Annotated in this window: 15 protein-coding genes; 9 read left to right on the top strand and 6 right to left on the bottom strand. The window is 43.2% G+C overall.

The genetic code is table 11. The annotated features are described in order from the left end of the window. The gene (locus ACQKCP_RS05955) at positions 1–2,031 is read right to left on the bottom strand and encodes a heme lyase CcmF/NrfE family subunit (protein WP_427611630.1); all 2,031 of its coding nucleotides are present in this window, start codon (positions 2,029–2,031) and stop codon (positions 1–3) included. Positions 2,032–2,311: 280 nt separating this feature from the next. Beyond that, positions 2,312–3,646 carry a hypothetical protein gene (locus ACQKCP_RS05960; protein WP_102093742.1) on the bottom strand — a complete coding sequence of 445 codons (1,335 nt, stop codon included), beginning with the start codon at positions 3,644–3,646 and terminating at the stop codon, positions 2,312–2,314. 493 nt (positions 3,647–4,139) lie between these two features. Between ACQKCP_RS05960 and mrdA the strand changes: the two genes are divergently transcribed. The 8 genes from mrdA to scpB all read left to right on the top strand — a co-directional run bounded on the left by mrdA (position 4,140) and on the right by scpB (position 12,216). Further along, positions 4,140–6,125, top strand: coding sequence for a penicillin-binding protein 2 (gene mrdA, locus ACQKCP_RS05965; RefSeq protein WP_427611631.1), 1,986 nt, complete (start codon positions 4,140–4,142; stop codon positions 6,123–6,125). A gap of 69 nt (positions 6,126–6,194) precedes the next feature. After that, positions 6,195–6,881, top strand: coding sequence for a 16S rRNA (guanine(966)-N(2))-methyltransferase RsmD (gene rsmD / locus ACQKCP_RS05970; RefSeq protein WP_427611632.1), 687 nt, complete (start codon positions 6,195–6,197; stop codon positions 6,879–6,881). A 210-nt stretch (positions 6,882–7,091) separates the two neighbouring features. After that, on the top strand, positions 7,092–7,520 hold the full coding sequence (gene rplM, locus ACQKCP_RS05975; RefSeq protein WP_057761004.1) for a 50S ribosomal protein L13: 429 nt from the start codon (positions 7,092–7,094) through the stop codon (positions 7,518–7,520). A 10-nt stretch (positions 7,521–7,530) separates the two neighbouring features. After that, positions 7,531–7,917 carry a 30S ribosomal protein S9 gene (rpsI, locus tag ACQKCP_RS05980; protein WP_101206364.1) on the top strand — a complete coding sequence of 129 codons (387 nt, stop codon included), beginning with the start codon at positions 7,531–7,533 and terminating at the stop codon, positions 7,915–7,917. Between the two features lie 332 nt (positions 7,918–8,249). Further along, the gene (locus tag ACQKCP_RS05985) at positions 8,250–9,338 is read left to right on the top strand and encodes a lipid A biosynthesis acyltransferase (protein ID WP_427611678.1); all 1,089 of its coding nucleotides are present in this window, start codon (positions 8,250–8,252) and stop codon (positions 9,336–9,338) included. A 108-nt stretch (positions 9,339–9,446) separates the two neighbouring features. Beyond that, positions 9,447–10,532: a tryptophan--tRNA ligase gene (locus ACQKCP_RS05990; RefSeq protein ID WP_427611633.1), complete on the top strand. Its 1,086-nt coding sequence runs from the start codon at positions 9,447–9,449 to the stop codon at positions 10,530–10,532. A 180-nt stretch (positions 10,533–10,712) separates the two neighbouring features. After that, positions 10,713–11,531 (top strand): segregation and condensation protein A, encoded by an 819-nt coding sequence (locus tag ACQKCP_RS05995; protein WP_427611679.1) that lies wholly within the window; start codon positions 10,713–10,715, stop codon positions 11,529–11,531. Between the two features lie 124 nt (positions 11,532–11,655). Continuing rightward, positions 11,656–12,216: an SMC-Scp complex subunit ScpB gene (scpB, locus tag ACQKCP_RS06000; protein ID WP_427611634.1), complete on the top strand. Its 561-nt coding sequence runs from the start codon at positions 11,656–11,658 to the stop codon at positions 12,214–12,216. Between the two features lie 121 nt (positions 12,217–12,337). On the opposite strand, the gene lolA is transcribed toward scpB, so the two are convergent. From lolA to rplU, 4 genes are all read right to left on the bottom strand, one after another. Next, positions 12,338–13,024, bottom strand: a complete 687-nt coding sequence (gene lolA, locus ACQKCP_RS06005; protein WP_057761010.1) for an outer membrane lipoprotein chaperone LolA — start codon at positions 13,022–13,024, stop codon at positions 12,338–12,340. A gap of 375 nt (positions 13,025–13,399) precedes the next feature. Next, positions 13,400–14,044, bottom strand: a complete 645-nt coding sequence (locus ACQKCP_RS06010) for a hypothetical protein (RefSeq protein ID WP_427611635.1) — start codon at positions 14,042–14,044, stop codon at positions 13,400–13,402. 220 nt (positions 14,045–14,264) lie between these two features. After that, complete coding sequence (rpmA, locus tag ACQKCP_RS06015; RefSeq protein ID WP_021813611.1) at positions 14,265–14,522, bottom strand: 50S ribosomal protein L27; 258 nt, start codon at positions 14,520–14,522, stop codon at positions 14,265–14,267. 91 nt (positions 14,523–14,613) lie between these two features. Continuing rightward, positions 14,614–14,925 carry a 50S ribosomal protein L21 gene (rplU, locus tag ACQKCP_RS06020; RefSeq protein ID WP_057761012.1) on the bottom strand — a complete coding sequence of 104 codons (312 nt, stop codon included), beginning with the start codon at positions 14,923–14,925 and terminating at the stop codon, positions 14,614–14,616. 569 nt (positions 14,926–15,494) lie between these two features. Here rplU and ACQKCP_RS06025 point away from each other — a divergent pair. After that, positions 15,495–16,520, top strand: a complete 1,026-nt coding sequence (locus tag ACQKCP_RS06025; RefSeq protein WP_427611636.1) for a polyprenyl synthetase family protein — start codon at positions 15,495–15,497, stop codon at positions 16,518–16,520. Positions 16,521–16,618: the final 98 nt, after the last annotated feature.

Below are 16,618 nucleotides of genomic sequence, written 5' to 3' on the forward strand. Positions count from 1 at the left end.
TTAACGCTCCCCTATCTTTGTAGCTGACGTATCCAAATCTGCAACCGTCGCAAAGCCTGATTTTTTGGCCGCGATTTGTGCAGGTGTTTTGGTTTTTTTGATACGGTAACGATTGTCTAGCATACTGAGCAATGCGCCAAACGCCATGATAAGCGCACCCAACCATATCCAGCGGATCAGCGGTTTGACATAGATACGGAAAGCCCATTCATTGCTATCTTCAGCAATTGGCTCACCAAGTGCTACGTAGACATCACGCATTAGATTGGCATCAATCGCAGCCTCTGTCATCGGCATCATACTGATAATGTAGTTACGTTTTTCAGGATATAACGTGGTCACTTCTTGACCGTCTTTACTGACTGTTACTTCTGCTTGGGTGGCGTCAAAGTTACTGCCTTTTACCTCACTAAAGCCTTTTACCGTAAAGTCATAGCCTTGCACGTTAACACTGTCATTAGGCCCTAATGCCACATCGCGCTCAATACTGAGCGTGGTAGTAAATGCCACGCCGATAACGGCAATAATGACGCCAATATGAGCGGTTTGCTGACCCCAGTAGCTTAGACGCAATTGACGTAAACCGTTTAAAAGACTTGGTGCATTTTTAGTTTTGTCTTTGAAATCGACAACCATCCATAACAACACCCAAAAGCTCACAGCCAATGTGACACCAATATTTAGCATCGCTGATGGACTGACAAAATAGGTGATAATGGCAGCTAATACCAAACTGCTTACCGCGATAACCATGCCAGCACCCAATAACGGGCGGCTGTCTTGTTTCCAGCGGATATTAGAGCCCATACCCATCGCTACCAGTAGCAGCCATGTCAATGGCACAAACAGGGCGTTGAAGTATGGAGGGCCAACAGATACCTGACCTAAATTAAAGGCATCAGCAATAATAGGATATAGCGTACCAAGTAGTACCACTAAGGTTGAGATTAGAATGATAACGTTGTTAATCACCAAAAATGATTCACGTGAGATAAGTCGATACTGACTCTCGACCGTTAAACGCCAACCACGTACAGCAAACATCAACAGACCACCGCCGACGATAATACCTAGGATGACTAGAATCACTAGACCGCGCGTTGGATCAGCGGCAAATGAATGCACTGAGGTGATGACACCTGAACGTACTAAGAACGTACCAAGCAAACTGAGCGCAAAAGCAAAGATTGCGAGCATGATTGTCCATGCTTTAAACACACCGCGTTTTTCGGTGACAGCAAGTGAATGCAGGAGCGCCGTCCCTGCCAACCATGGCATTAATGAGGCGTTCTCTACTGGATCCCAGAACCACCAACCGCCCCAGCCAAGCTCATAATAAGCCCACCACGAGCCAAGCGCGATACCGACTGTTAAGAAACCCCAAGCCGCCAATGCCCATGGACGCGACCAGCGTGTCCATACCGCATCCAAACGCCCTTCCCACAGTGCTGCCATACAAAACGCAAATGGCACAACCATACCCACATAACCCATATAGAGCATCGGCGGGTGAATAATCAAACCAAAATCTTGCAATACAGGGTTTAGATCCGCGCCATCAACAGGTAGATTGGGTAGTGTGCGATCAAATGGTGATGAGGTAAAGATAAGCATCGCTAGCATCATCATCTGCACGCCTGCCAATATCACCAGCACTCGTGCACGCATAGACAACGGCAACCCACGACTGAAGTAAGAGACCAGCGCACACCAAGTGGCCATGATGGTCATCCAAAGCAGCAGCGAGCCTTCATGCCCGCCCCATGTCGCCGACAGCTTGTAGTACCAAGGCAGCAATGTATTAGAATGCTGAGTGACATAGACGAGACTAAAATCGTTGTAATAAAAGCCTGCCATCAGCGCAGCAAATGAGGTAATCATTGCCGCAAATTGTGCCCATGCTAGACTTGGCGCCAAGCGCTGCCAAGCGACGTGGTCACGCATGACGCCAATGGTTGGTAGTACCACCTGCAAAATCGCCAGTATAAAAGCGGCCAGCAAGGCAAAATAACCCAATTCTGTGATTAACATACGGTCTAACCTTGTTTACCTTGGATACAATTAAGGGTTCACCGATGGCATTGCTAGCCACTGGCAAACGCTAATAGTCCTTTATGCGGTCATAGTTTACGGTTAAAAACTGAGGTTTCAATTGCTGTAGAAGCACATAAAACCCGCTACTATCATTGTGACGTATCAATATGAATGATTGATACAAACTGCTTATCTGTTGTTAACTTTACATTTTTTAGTTATTCAAAGCTTATTCAATACAGCCGTTCATGACTAATTAAAAATACTTATTAATGCATTACTGCATCGAGGGGAAAAATACTAACACTAAATGCAACCAACCTGCTAGAAAACCAGTCAAACCGCCCAAAACAATCAACGTCATCTCATCCTCACGGAAAGCGGGACGCAACAGATTTTGGAACTCATTTGGCGTGAGCGCACGTATTCTATCGCGAAACAGACCAAATATCTTACTGGCTCGGCTTTCATTTAGCTCAGGATCTCGTAGTGGTACCATCGTTGCGACAATAGACTTGTCAATAATGGTATTTTTGAGTTGTCCATAATCGCGGCGTCCCAATCCCACACGTAATGTCGTGCTAATCACTGGTGACTCAAGCACCGTATATAGATGCGATTTCATCAAATCACGGGTTTGTGCTGAGCGGTCACCGTACATCATTTCATTCATGATGTTCTCTAGAGTGACCAAATCTTTTACCACAATCTCAGCAAAAACCTCAGAAACTTCCTCTTGGCGCTTCATAAAGCCGCCTTGTAAGCGATACTTTGCGATATGCGGTATAACCGGTTTGATAAATGGAAAGCGACTCTGCACCGAAAACAGCTTCAAATAAGGGATAAAGTGTGGCTCTACTGGATTAAATACCATCCAAATGGCAATCCAATTGGTGAGAAAACCCCAAATCGCAGCAAAGAAAGGTACGGTCCAATGCTGCGGCACCACCAAAAATATAAACATCTGGATAATACCAAATACTAGACCAATCAAAGCACTGATGTGCCAGATAAAATCGATCTCTTTTTGGCCGACCTTTAAAAACATATTGACCATCAGGCGACGATCGTTTTCCATGGTATTGACAATCATTTTGCGCATATCGACCAAGTCTTCGACATGATAAGTCAAATCTGTCACCAGCGACTGCATAATACTAGGCAGCTCTTTATGGGCTTGCGCATAGACACGGCGCTTTAGGGCGTAAGGCAGATTGCCCCACAATGCTGGCGAGTGATCCAACATAATCTCATCAATCAATGGCTCAAGATTTTTGTCCACCGTATCAGTGACAAATATCGCCATTTGCTCAGGCTCCATCGCCTTAAAAAACTCATCAAGTGAACCGAGTTTTGAGAGCGTCTGGTCAACGATAACTCCTGATATCTTGCCCGCTTTGCGCGGCACGATACCTTGCCAACCAATACCTGGCAGCCCAAAAAATGGAAAGTTAGGAATACGAATACCCCAAAACTTGACTGGATAGAACAGCATCTTGAGCGCCATCCACACATGTACCCAAGTGACGAATGCCGTCACTGGTGGGATGGTCAGCATGGCAAAGAACTCTGGGTGTTCAGCTATCGTCTGCCATAATGAATTTACGTCCATGACTTATCTAGTCCCTGACAGGTTGATTGTCGTTGCTAATACTGTCGCTACTGATAACGAGGCTTTAGCAAAATTAGAACGTTTCAAAAGACGCTCCGCCCATAATAACTACTATAAAATAAATCGCCTGATTTTAGCATACTTGCCATTTATTAGCACATATAGACCAGTGGCAAGTTGTGACTAAAGATGACATGGTTCATATCGTCTGCTCCCCAACAAAAACCTAAATATAAGCCAGTTCTTGGTCAGTAGATAATCAAGACAAAATATATGACTGAGTACTGCGCCTGCTCATTTGTTCTGTTATAATTTGTAGTGAAATAACAAAGACTACCTGCGTATAAATGACTGCATGATGATTTCACCCCATACCCATCTATGTGATTGAAACCATTTGCATTATCTTTTAGACTCACCGCACTTTGGTTAACCAACCTGCCCTCTTATTTTTCTTTTATTGACTCACTGACCGTTTGGGCTCTGATCTTCTATGAATAAACCGATAACTCCCAATACCGAACAGGTCAACAGTACCTTTACCAACCGTATTATCATCTTTGGGATTATAATATTGATTGGTTTGGGCGGTTTGATAACACGCTATGGGTATTTGCAAGTCTACGCTCATGATCAGTACACCACGCAAGCCGATAACAACCGTATCAAACTGATATCTGCGCCACCTAGTCGTGGGTATATCTATGATCGTAACGGGGTAATACTGGCAGACAACCAGCCAGTCTTTACAGCGATGCTCAGCCCTGATGAGGTCGAAAATCCTGAGCGCACGTTGCATCTACTCGCGCCGATTTTTGATTTAACCGATACAGATATTACTGATATCTTGGCGCGTCTAAGTAAAAATAAAAACGACCCTGTGACGATTAAGATTGATTTAACAGAAGCACAGTTGGCTCAGTTTAGTGAACGTAAGCCATTCTTCCGCGGGGTATCTATCCAAAGCAAGCTTACGCGCTCTTATCCTTATGATGAGCTGTTTGCCCATGTCATCGGCTATGTCGGACGTATCAATGACAAAGAGTCAAAGCGCATTGATAAAGACCGTTACGCTGGTACTGACCTAATTGGTAAGATTGGTATCGAAGACTACTATGAAGATATTTTGCTTGGGCAACCGGGTTATCAATCGGTAGAAACAGACGCACATGGCAATATTTTGCGTCAACTGGATACCAAGCCGCCAATAGCGGGCAACGATATTACGTTGAGCTTGGATTATGGTCTGCAAACCATCGCCCAACAGCAGCTCGATGGACGCCGCGGTGCAATCGTTGCGATAGATCCCAAAAACGGTGACGTCTTGGCGTTTGTTAGTAATCCAAGCTACGACCCTAACCCTTTTATATCGGGTATTTCTTTCAAAGACTATGATGATCTGCGTGAAGATTTAGATCAGCCGCTGTATAACCGTGCACTACAAGGTACCTACCCACCTGGCTCTACTATCAAGCCATTTGAAGGTTTGGGCGGTATTCATTATGGTCTACGCGATTGGAACAGCACCATTTATGACCCTGGTTATTTTAGCTTACCTGGAGACAGCCATCGATTCCGCGACTGGAAACGCGGAGGTCATGGTACGGTTGATTTAAAGAAATCTATCCAAATGTCGGTTGATACTTACTATTATAAACTGGCTTATGAGATGGGCATTCAACGTCTGCACGACTGGATGGTGCGCTTTGGTTTTGGTAAAGATACTGGTATTGATTTGCCTAACGAAAAATCAGGCATCATGCCATCACCAAAATGGAAAAAAGATACTTACGATAAAGACTGGCTACCCGGCGAAACGATCTCGGTCAGTATTGGGCAAGGGTATTTCTTGGCCACACCGCTACAGATTGCCAACGCTACAGCCATGACTGCCAGTAAAGGTCAGCATATTACCCCGCATTTATTAAAGAGCAGTGACGGTGCTGCGGACGTCAAAATCATCACTAAGCCAGATGGCAAAATCGACTATAACGGTAAGCCGTCCGACTGGTTGCGTATGCATGACGCGATGGAAAGCGTGGTAGAAAACGGTACAGGACGCGGTATCTATACCCCGCGCTATCGTATCGCTGGTAAAACAGGTACTGCACAGGTGAAGTCTATCGCGCAAGGCAAACGCTACGACAAGTCAGCGATTGATAAACGCCACTGGGATCACGCTTGGTTTAATGGCTTTGCCCCAGTAGAAGACCCGCAGATTGCCCTTGCGGTACTGGTCGAAAATGGTGGCGGTGGTAGTACTGTTGCAGCGCCTATTGGCCGTGCTCTATTTGATTACTGGGTATTACAACGCAAGACAGATCCAGTGCTGCCACCTTCTGCTGATGAGCTAAAAGTCATTAAACGCCAAAAGGCTTTTGAAAAAGCGATGCGTGATGCCATTCGTGATAAAGAAGCAAAAGCGTTAGAAGAAAAAGAAGCCGCGAAAGCTGAAGCGGCAGCAGCGACGTCTGAGTAACTAGACCTTTAAGTGATTAATAGTATAAAAAGCAAAACCTAGCAAAGAATTGGTAAGCGAGACACAATAATGAAAAAAGCCTCAAATGGACGCGCACCAAAGAATAACCGTAAGGCGAAAAGTGCGGCAGCGGGTGATGTACGCATTATCGGTGGTCAGTTTAAGCGCCGTATTGTAAGTTTCATCGATGCAGATGGCCTGCGCCCGACCCCAGATCGCTTGCGGGAGACTTTATTTAACTGGCTACTCGCTGACATTCATGATGCCCATGTGCTCGATAGCTGTGCTGGCAGTGGCGTACTAGGGTTTGAAGCGCTATCTCGCGGTGCAGCTCACACGACATTTATCGAAATCAATCCAGCACAAAGTAACATGATACGTCAAAGTGCTGAGCAATTACGTCTTGAAGCTGCTGCTTATCAAATCATCACTGGCACTGCTGAACAAGTATTGCGTCAAGAGCAGCTGACTGCACGTCCTTTTGACATTGTATTTATCGATCCACCTTATGCTCAGGATTTATGGCAGCCTATTTTGACTGCGCTTATTACCAATGCCTTAATAAATACTGAAACACTGATTTATTTAGAAGCTGATAAAGATTTGTCAGCACAGCTTAAGCAATTGGAAGCGTCGCTAAATGAGAATTTAGACCTCCAATCAAGCGTTACTCAGCAACCAATCGCTTTTGAATGCTTGAAACAAACCAAAGTCGGACAAGTTGTTGCTGGACTTTATCGTCTATCATCGTCATAATTGTCGGGTTAATGAAAGCCGTTAACGTATTTTACAAATGTTTAGAACCGCTAAAAACTGGCCGACGCTGCAGTTTAATGTATATAAGGCGAAAATAAACCCCAATGCAGCTTGCAAGCGTAGGCGCTACTGCTTATAATGTGCAGTCTGTTTTTTGAGAGCCCCGTTCCCAGCTAAACTCTCAACGAATTCTAATTTTAAGGTTTTATCATGAAAACACTTAGTGCAAAACCAGCTGAAGTGACCCATGACTGGTATGTCGTAGATGCTGACGGCAAAACCCTTGGTCGCTTAGCCACTCAAATCGCAACTCGCTTACGTGGCAAGCACAAGCCTTCTTTTACTCCGCACGTTGATACTGGTGACTTTATTGTTGTCATCAATGCTGACAAAATCACGGTAACGGGTAAAAAAGCACAAGACAAAAAGTACTATCGTCACAGTGGCTACCCAGGTGGTATTAAAGAAACCAACTTCAATAAGTTGCTTGCACATAAGCCTGAAGATGTTCTACACAAAGCAGTTAAGGGTATGCTTCCAAAGGGCCCTCTTGGCTATGCGATGATCAAGAAGCTGAAACTTTATGCGGGTACTGATCATCCACATACTGCACAGCAACCTAAAGAACTAGACATCTAAGGATATACTTATGGAACGCAATTACGGAACTGGTCGCCGCAAGACGTCTACTGCTCGTGTATTTTTATCAAAAGGTACTGGTAGTATCGTTGTTAACGGTAAGCCACTTGACGAATACTTCAGCCGTGAAACTTCACGCATGGTTGTACGTCAGCCATTAGAACTACTAGACTCTGTTAACGCATATGATTTATATGTAACTGTTGCAGGCGGTGGTATTAGTGGTCAAGCTGGCGCAATCCGCCACGGCATCACACGTGCATTAATCGAAGCTGACGAAACTTTGAAGCCTGCCCTAAAAGCAGCTGGTTTTGTTACTCGTGATTCACGTCAAGTTGAACGTAAGAAACTGGGTCTACGTAAAGCACGTAAACGTCCACAGTTCTCAAAACGTTAATCAAAACTCTCTCTTATCTTTTTGCTGCTGTTGTCTTTTTCTCAGAGCTTCAGTAGCAAAGTTAAATAAGAGTCTGGTTTTGCAAAACCTTATAAGCTGGTCACAGCTTATAAGGTTTTTTTATGCCTACTGATAGCGTGTTGTTTATCTGATTGTCTTCATCAAACCAGCTTTGTTTTACGGCAATAACTAACATGAGTGCCTTGTTTCGACACTACATAGTAGAGCGTCTGTAGAAATTCTAACTTGTAAAGCATTAAATGCTACCCCATCATATCAGTAACTTTTTATTATTTGCCATGATGCCTCAAACCGTGCCGCAGAAGGATATTATGAAAGCGCCAGAACAATTCGACCCTAGCAAGCCATCTGCCAATAGCAGCGTGCCGCCTAGCATGAAACAGTCGGCTAAGTCGCCTGCGATACCGGCTGGCACACCGACAATTACCCAAAATCATAAGCGTACAGCACAAGCAGATAATAAGCCATTTCAGTGGCAGTTTTTATCACCAAAGAATTGGGGCATTTGGTTATTATTTTTGATAATGCTACCGATGATATATCTGCCGTTACGTTGGCAGTTTTGGCTAGGTCGTAAGCTTGGTATATTGATTTATAAAGCTGTTGGCTCACGTAGGCGTGACACTCTGATTAATCTAAAGCTTGCATTTCCAGAAAAGCCCGAAGCTGAACGTGAATTAATGGCCAAGCAAGTCTTTGTCAATCAAGGCATTGGTGTGTTTGAAACGTTATGTGCTTGGTTCAGGCCAGATGTATTTACTAGAACTGTATCCATCTCAGGGTTACAGCATATTGTTAATGCGCAAAATGAGCAGCGGCCAGTTATCTTGCTCGGTGCACATTATACGATGCTAGATTTGGGTGGCCTATTGTGTGCGCAGTTTTTCCCTGTAGATTGTATGTACCGTACGCAAAACAATCCTTTATTAGACTGGTTTATTTATAATGGTCGTACCAATATTTTTGGTAAGCAAATCTCTAGTCGTGATATGCGTAGCCTAGTTACCTCTATCAAAGCAGGACACGTCATCTGGTACTCTCCTGACCAAGACTATGGTCTAAAGCAAGGTGTCATGGCACCATTCTTCGGTGTGCCTGCTGCGACGATTACTGCATCGCGTCGAATGGCAAAACTGGGTAGCAAAGCACAGCCGCCAGCTGTCATGGCACTGCATACTTATCGGCAGACGCCTGACAATTTGCCGCGTGGTAAACGCCCACACTATCATTTAACGATTACGCCGGAATTAGACAACTATCCAAGTAAAGATGAAGTCGCTGATGCCACTCGGGTCAATGAAGTCTTAGAAGGACTCATTCGTATTGATCCTACCCAGTGGATGTGGTTCCATCGCCGCTTCAAACATGGGCCAAACGGTCGTACCGATATCTATAAGTAAGTCTTTATTCCCAAAAATACTGGTGAAGTTTGCTATACTTTGCGGCTAATATTTTGCATTTTAGCTATGCACTGATAATAATTTGATAAACAAAATAACGGATTTTCCATGAGCAATAACAGTACTCCTGACAATCAAGCTTCTGATACTTCAACTGAAGCCAAGCGCATCCTGACTGGTATTAAACCGACTGGTATTCCGCACTTAGGTAACTATGTTGGCGCGATTCGTCCAGCGATTGAGTCTATTCAAAATAGTGATTATGAAGCGTTTTTCTTTTTAGCAGACTACCATGGCATCATCGGCTGCTATGACCCTGCTATTATTCACGAATCGACTAGAGCCATTGCCGCCACGTGGATTGCTTGTGGTCTAGACCCTGAGCGTGTCACGTTCTACCGTCAGTCAGACGTGCCTGAAATTCCAGAGCTTGCTTGGATTTTGAACTGCTCATGTGCCAAAGGTTTGATGAACCGCGCCCATGCCTACAAAGCAGCCGTTGATATCAATACAGAAAAAGCCGATGTCGATCCTGATCAAGGTGTCACCATGGGGCTGTTTGGTTATCCAGTGCTAATGGCGGCTGATATCTTGATGTTTAATGCGACCCATGTACCTGTTGGGCGTGACCAAGTGCAGCATATCGAGATGGCGCGTGATATCGCAGGTACTTTTAATCATCGTTATAAGTCGCTTTTCACGCTACCGTCAGCAGTCGTTGATAACGATATACCGCTGCTTACTGGGCTTGATGGCCGCAAGATGAGTAAGAGCTATAGCAATACGATTCCCCTATTCGGTGAGCCAAATCCACAAGTCAGTCCTGAAAAACAGATGCATAAAGCCATCATGAAAATTGTGACTAACTCACAGCTACCTGATGAGCCAAAAGATCCTGATGACTCAGCTATCTTTGAGATTTATAAAGCATTTGCCACTCCTGAAGAGATTGCTGATATGCGTGCGCGTTATGCCGCTGGTATTGGCTGGGGTGACGCTAAGCAAGCCCTATTTGATAAGATTAATGACGAAATCGCGCCATTCCGTGCACGTTATGAAGAGCTGATGGCCAATCCAAAAGAGCTAGAAGAAATCTTGCAGATGGGTGCAAATAAAGCCCGTCGCCATAGTCGTAAGCAACTAGACAAAGCTCGCCGTGCTATCGGTATCCGCCCGCTTGCTAAGCTTAAATAATCGTTGCTGGAATAATCGTTTCACTGACGCAATTTATTATCAAAGCGGGTGCTAAACGTGCAAACTAAATCAAACACCAAACAGGCGGCTTTGTCTAAAGTCGCCTTATCTGCTATGGCTGATTCAATCTCTGAGCCTATAGAAAATCAGAGCGAGCTTGATGAGTCAATCAACCATGATATGTCGATACGTATCTATCAGACGCCTGTGCAGCATTTGCCAGAAGATCTATATGTACCGCCGCAAGCCTTTGCTATTTGGTTAGAGCAATTTGCTGGTCCATTGGATTTTCTGTTGTATTTGGTCAAAAAAAACAACGTCGATTTGACCCAAATGCCTATTCTGCCTATCACTGAGCAGTACTTAGCTTATATCGGTGAATTGGATACCGAGCACTTTGAATTAGCGGGTGATTATCTGCTAATGGCATCAACGCTCATCGCTATCAAAACCGAACTGCTATTGCCCGCCCCTGACACCCCAACCGACGAGCGTGACCCGAAAGCAGAGTTGATCGAACGCCTCGAAGAGTACGCGCAAATCAAAGTGGTCAGTCAGCGCCTAGACAATCTAGTACGCTTAGAGCGCGATGTTTTTTTGGCAATGGTTAGTATGCCTGGTCAAGACGTTATGAATGCGGAACTGCCAAGCTACTCACCTAACTTGCTGATTGATAGTTTATTTAAAATGCAGCTACAGCCTGACTATCAAATGCATACGATCAAAGTTGATGCAGTACCACTTGCCGATCGTATTGCCAGTATCAGCAGGCAATTAAGTACGGACGGGGCGCGCTCCTTTTATGAGCTACTAGACAAGGCACAAGGTAAAATAGGCGTGGTTGTAAGTTTCGTCGCCGTACTTGAGCTTATAAAGCGGCAGTTGGTTGGTGTGGTCAACATTGAGACAGATAGCGATATCGTCAAATCTGTTTCCAATGACGAACTACCTGATACGGATAGTGAGCCTACCGCACTTACGTTACAGTGGTTAGCCTAGTAGGCTCTAAGACTGTCTCCTAGCCCATTCTCTATTAAAATCACAATATTGAAATAAGAGCATACTTTAGATGGTAGATATTGAAGACCCAAAGCAGCATGGTAAACCCCTAGAACCAACAACTATGACTACATCTCCATCAGCTAAAGCGCAGCATGATTCTTTGGAAGAGTTGAGTAAACGTATCGAGGTGCTGTTGCATGCGTCAGAGGCACCGCTGACCGCTCACGCATTAAAAAAACATTTGTCATTATCTACTAAAGAATTAAAGCAAACCTTGCAAGTGCTGCAACAACGCTTAGATACAGGTGTGCTTAGGCTACATGAGACCGCCAGCGGTTATCGCTTACAGATATCTGATGACTACAGCAGTCTAATCCAGCGTACTTTTCCGCAGCGTCAGGAACGCCTTAGCCAAGCCTTACTTGAAACCCTAAGTGTCATTGCATACAAGCAACCTGTGACACGCAGTGATATCGAGCATGTGCGCGGAGTGACATTATCGAGCAATATACTGCGCCAGTTATTTGATAAAGGATGGATCGTTGAGAGAGGCTTTAAAGATACTCTAGGTCGTCCTGCATTGCTACATACTACTGCGCAGTTTTTAGATGCGTTTGGATTAAGCCATCTGGATGAACTACCACCTATGCCAGATATGGAAACCATACGATCCATGTCTTAAATTTTCTGCTGAACAAACTATAGTTACTCACATAAAAAAGGACAGACCGCATAAGATCTGTCCTTTTTATTACGTTGCTAATTTTGAACTGATATGCAAATCTTAGCAATACGTCTGCTAATTACTGATTAATCACATCAACACCTTTTGGTGGTGTAAATTTAAACTGACTGCTACCAATACTTGGGTTCATCTTAATACCGCTAAATTTAATAGAGGTTGTTTGACCCAAGGTGTCATTCAATACCATCATGACAGGTTTGCCACCACTAAAGCTTATTGAAAGACTTTTGAAACTTGCACTGTCTGATTTAGGATAGAGTACATAGTAGTTTTTGTTGTCATATGGCTGAGTGATTTTAAAGTTTTGATCAATTTTGCTTGGATCACCCGATAGTAGCAAGGCTGGTGTATTACCTACTTGGCTGTCGACGTTTTGCTTAGTCGCTTGCTCTAAATCCTTGTCATAAACCCACATAGAGTTACCGTTAGCCACGATCAGCTGCTCTGATGGTGACTTGGTTTCCCAGCGGAAGTTATTTGGACGTTGGACACTCATAGAGCCTTTAAACGTACCACTACTCGCGCCTTTAGTCGTTTGACTAAAATTAGCCGTCATACTCTTGGTGTTGGTCAGCAATTTGTTCAAACGTTTAGCTGCTGTTAGGTTGTCAGCAGGAGCTGCGGTAGCCGTTTGAGTTAAGGCCATCATTGGTGCTGCAATACCTAGCGATGTCATTAATACACCTGCTAAAGCGCCGCTCATCATCTTTTGTTTGGTTGATTTTTTCGTAGATAAGTTCATCATAAATCCTCTCTAAAAAAGCATAATCGCTTTAAAGTTGTCGCTAAAAATAAAATGTTCTATTGAAATTTTTGTTTTCTATAAATACTGATTTTACCAAGTTAAAACTGGTAACCATCAGCAATGGCAACAGTGTGCCAGTTTTTTTATTACGCGCCTAGTCATGATTTGCAATCTTTACTACGGCTGCCATACACGCTTGTAACCAATGCAGTTACACGGTAAAAGTTTGCATTTAGCATCGTTAGTTGGCAAAACCGAGGTAATGAATACAGCTAAACCTTTAAGTAGGTAAGTTAACAGTATAAATGAGCAAGAAATATGTCTGCTACAACCGAATGCTCATCTCAATTTTGGTAAGCAATTTCATTATTATGACTAATGGTTTCCTTGAAAGATGACGTGCTTTCTGCCTTCCATCATTAATAATGCATAAATTAATAGATAAAAATTTGCTAGAAATCCTACAAAAATAGCCATGATGATGAAAGTTTCAGTTCCCTCTAAATAACTTCTCATTACTTTAGAGTTACCCGCTGAAGTAAAACCAAAAAACCAAACCCAGCATAAGTTGATAGCGATAAGTAGCGATGCAGTTATAAAGATAGATCTTCTGGGATTTTCTCCCACTTCATGATTCAACTTATCTGAATTTCTTGCAGCTAATTTGAATTCTCTGACAATCTCAAATGAAAATCCCTTTAAAAAATAAGCAGCTGTTATAGCAATAAAAATCATTATGAAGTACAAGACTGTAAGGTCATTCAAAAGTCTTATTCTACCCGAGGCTAGCTTCATGGATTGAGCGAAGGGTGTTATTCCCACAAAATCCGAGAAATAATTTCCAAACATTAACGGCGTAAAAAACACGAGCGCGAATCCATAAAGATAGATGTATTTAAAAGGTGATAAGTCATTAAGGATATTTAGCATGGTCTTATGAGAAATATAGTGCTGTTTTTTCATTTTTCCTTCAAACCTGTCCACGATTTCATTTATTATCTGATCAAATCTTTTATTCAAACTAGCCGTCTTTTATAAAAGGATATTAGTTGAGATTGTTGAAATAGTATATTTTAAGAACTAGCGTTGAGTGATATTGTTCAAAATATCATTCCTTAATTCTTATCATTATCTTACGGTACCCCACAAACGTAAAAAGCCCCTACTACCATAAGGCAGTAAGGGCTTTTTTAATTATCTGATCATTCTATCCAAAGAATAAAACGATCTAAATAGATAATTATGCGTTTTCAACCGTAACATAACGACGGTTAAATTTACCTTTGGTCGCAAACTTTACAACACCGTCATTCAGTGCAAATAAAGTATGGTCACGACCCATGCCAACGCCTTCGCCTGCGTGGAATTCTGTACCACGTTGACGAACGATGATGTTACCAGCTGTGATAGCTTGGCCACCAAAGATTTTTACGCCTAGCATTTTTGGGTTTGAATCACGACCGTTACGGCTCGAACCGGCAGCTTTTTTATGTGCCATGAGAAAATCTCCTTGTTAATTTGACTTATCGCTGATGCGATAACTCTTAAGCATTTAGTGCGCTATTTAGCAATAATTGCTAAATGGATAATTAGGCATTAATCGCTTTGATTTTTAACAAGGTGTACCATTGGCGGTGACCTTGTTCTTTGTGATAATGCTTACGACGGTTGTGCTTGATGATACGGATTTTTTCGCCGCGACCATGCTCAACAACTTCAACTTCTACGCTAGCGCCGTCAACAACAGGCTGACCGATTTTGACGTTATCGCCGTCAACAACCATCAACACGTCTTCAAATTTGATTGTTTCGCCTTTTTCTGCTTTTAGTAGTTCAACTTTAAGCAACTCATCGACGACTACACGGTGCTGTTTACCACCAGTTTTGATTACTGCGTACATTGTATGACTCCGTTTAACCCGTGTGCCGTGGCTGATGTTATACCAACGCTTTTACGACGAACACGACAGGGAAAAATTAAAGGCAAGATTTTACGGCTTTTTGCTCATAAAAGCAAGCCGCGCCTCTTGTTTTTGCAAGGTGGTTACACTAATGACCATCTCTCATTTAGCTATAACGGCTGCTCATCAAGGAAAGTCGATAGATGACAATGCGAATATAAACATGAGAAATAGTAATGATAAGTGATAGATTAAGCCCAACAGCGGCCATTATAACTTATGCAATCAGTTACTTACAGCCTTTTATGAATCATTTATGTGACCAATAAGCTTAAGATGCGTTAGAGGATATATCTGTAAAACATAAGACATTTCTTATCGTTTTTATTCTACTCAATAGGCATAGTAAGCCCCACATATCATACGCCTGACCTACTTGTGCTATATACTTTAACCAACAATTTAAGAAGATAGCTATGCTATCATAAGCGAAATAATACCTTACCTATAGATAGATAAAATCAAGGTTATACCAACTCTCTTTACTCTTATTAATATGACTATTTATTATGACTAGTACCTCTTTAAATAATACCGTGCCTGCCTCTCAATCGACGCCTAGCTATGCTGATATTCAAAGTATTGTAGCCAATGACTTTGAGGTGATGGACAAGCAAGTGTTTGGCAGTTTGAACTCAAAAGTACAACTCGTTATGAGCGTCTCGCAACACGTGATCAATGCTGGTGGCAAGCGTATGCGTCCGCTGATTACCTTGCTCTGCGCACGTATGTTTGATGACAATCCATCAGAAAAGGCCATGCATCTAGCTGCTATCACTGAAATGCTACACACCGCTACCCTAGTCCATGACGATGTCATCGATGAGTCAGGGCAACGCCGTGGAAAGCCGACGGCAAATGCGACGTGGGACAATGCCACTGCAGTGTTAGTCGGTGATTATTTGATTGCCCGCGCCTTTAATCTATTGGTTGGTTTTCAAAGCCTACCATTGTTGCAAGTGTTCTCTGATGGGACTTGTGATATTGCCGAAGGTGAAGTATTGCAACTACAGCATCAGCATAACCCTGCCGCGACAGAGGAAGATTACTTACGCATTATCGATGGCAAAACTTCGCGCCTGTTCATGATGGCGACCCAAGGTGCTGCTATCTTGCAAGACAAGACAGAATATATGACGGCATTGGGCGATTTCGGACAGCATTTTGGTAATGCGTTCCAGATTATCGATGATGTGCTCGACTATAGTGGCGATAGTGAAGTGATGGGCAAAAACCTAGGCGACGACCTTGCTGAAGGCAAACCTACCCTACCGACTATCAAAGCACTCGAGCTACTCAAAGACAGCGACACTGAAGGCTATGAGCAGTTACGTATCGCCGTTCAAACGGGTAAGACACCAAACGCTGAACAACTTATTAAATTGGTACGTAGTTCTGGCTCATTGGCTTATTGTAAGCAGCGCGCTTTGGAAGAAACTAAACTGGCGCAAGATGCACTGAGCACGCTACCTGATAACCGTTATCGTACAGGCTTATATCAATTAACTGAACTCGCTAGCGCCCGATTAGTATAGTTAAAGCTGAGTCGTCTGTGTTATTAACTAATTAAGACGACTCTTTTTTTGACAGAATTTTTTAGCATGGCTTTTTAGCAAACTTCCTCAGCAATTGA

It is taken from the genome of Psychrobacter sp. NPDC078631, from assembly GCF_050268165.1.
Taxonomy (GTDB): domain Bacteria; phylum Pseudomonadota; class Gammaproteobacteria; order Pseudomonadales; family Moraxellaceae; genus Psychrobacter.

Excerpts from the sequence above, each read along its gene's own strand:
- ACQKCP_RS05990 (WP_427611633.1), top strand. The coding sequence starts at position 9,447 with ATGAGCAATAACAGTACTCCTGACAATCAAGCTTCTGATACTTCAACT.
- ACQKCP_RS05995 (WP_427611679.1), top strand. The coding sequence starts at position 10,713 with ATGTCGATACGTATCTATCAGACGCCTGTGCAGCATTTGCCAGAAGAT.
- ACQKCP_RS05985 (WP_427611678.1), top strand. The coding sequence starts at position 8,250 with ATGAAAGCGCCAGAACAATTCGACCCTAGCAAGCCATCTGCCAATAGC.
- ACQKCP_RS06025 (WP_427611636.1), top strand. The coding sequence starts at position 15,495 with ATGACTAGTACCTCTTTAAATAATACCGTGCCTGCCTCTCAATCGACG.
- mrdA (WP_427611631.1), top strand. The coding sequence starts at position 4,140 with ATGAATAAACCGATAACTCCCAATACCGAACAGGTCAACAGTACCTTT.
- scpB (WP_427611634.1), top strand. The coding sequence starts at position 11,656 with ATGACTACATCTCCATCAGCTAAAGCGCAGCATGATTCTTTGGAAGAG.
- rpsI (WP_101206364.1), top strand. The coding sequence starts at position 7,531 with ATGGAACGCAATTACGGAACTGGTCGCCGCAAGACGTCTACTGCTCGT.
- rsmD (WP_427611632.1), top strand. The coding sequence starts at position 6,195 with ATGAAAAAAGCCTCAAATGGACGCGCACCAAAGAATAACCGTAAGGCG.
- lolA (WP_057761010.1), bottom strand. The coding sequence starts at position 13,024 with ATGATGAACTTATCTACGAAAAAATCAACCAAACAAAAGATGATGAGC.
- ACQKCP_RS05955 (WP_427611630.1), bottom strand. The coding sequence starts at position 2,031 with ATGTTAATCACAGAATTGGGTTATTTTGCCTTGCTGGCCGCTTTTATA.
- ACQKCP_RS05960 (WP_102093742.1), bottom strand. The coding sequence starts at position 3,646 with ATGGACGTAAATTCATTATGGCAGACGATAGCTGAACACCCAGAGTTC.
- rplM (WP_057761004.1), top strand. The coding sequence starts at position 7,092 with ATGAAAACACTTAGTGCAAAACCAGCTGAAGTGACCCATGACTGGTAT.
- rplU (WP_057761012.1), bottom strand. The coding sequence starts at position 14,925 with ATGTACGCAGTAATCAAAACTGGTGGTAAACAGCACCGTGTAGTCGTC.
- rpmA (WP_021813611.1), bottom strand. The coding sequence starts at position 14,522 with ATGGCACATAAAAAAGCTGCCGGTTCGAGCCGTAACGGTCGTGATTCA.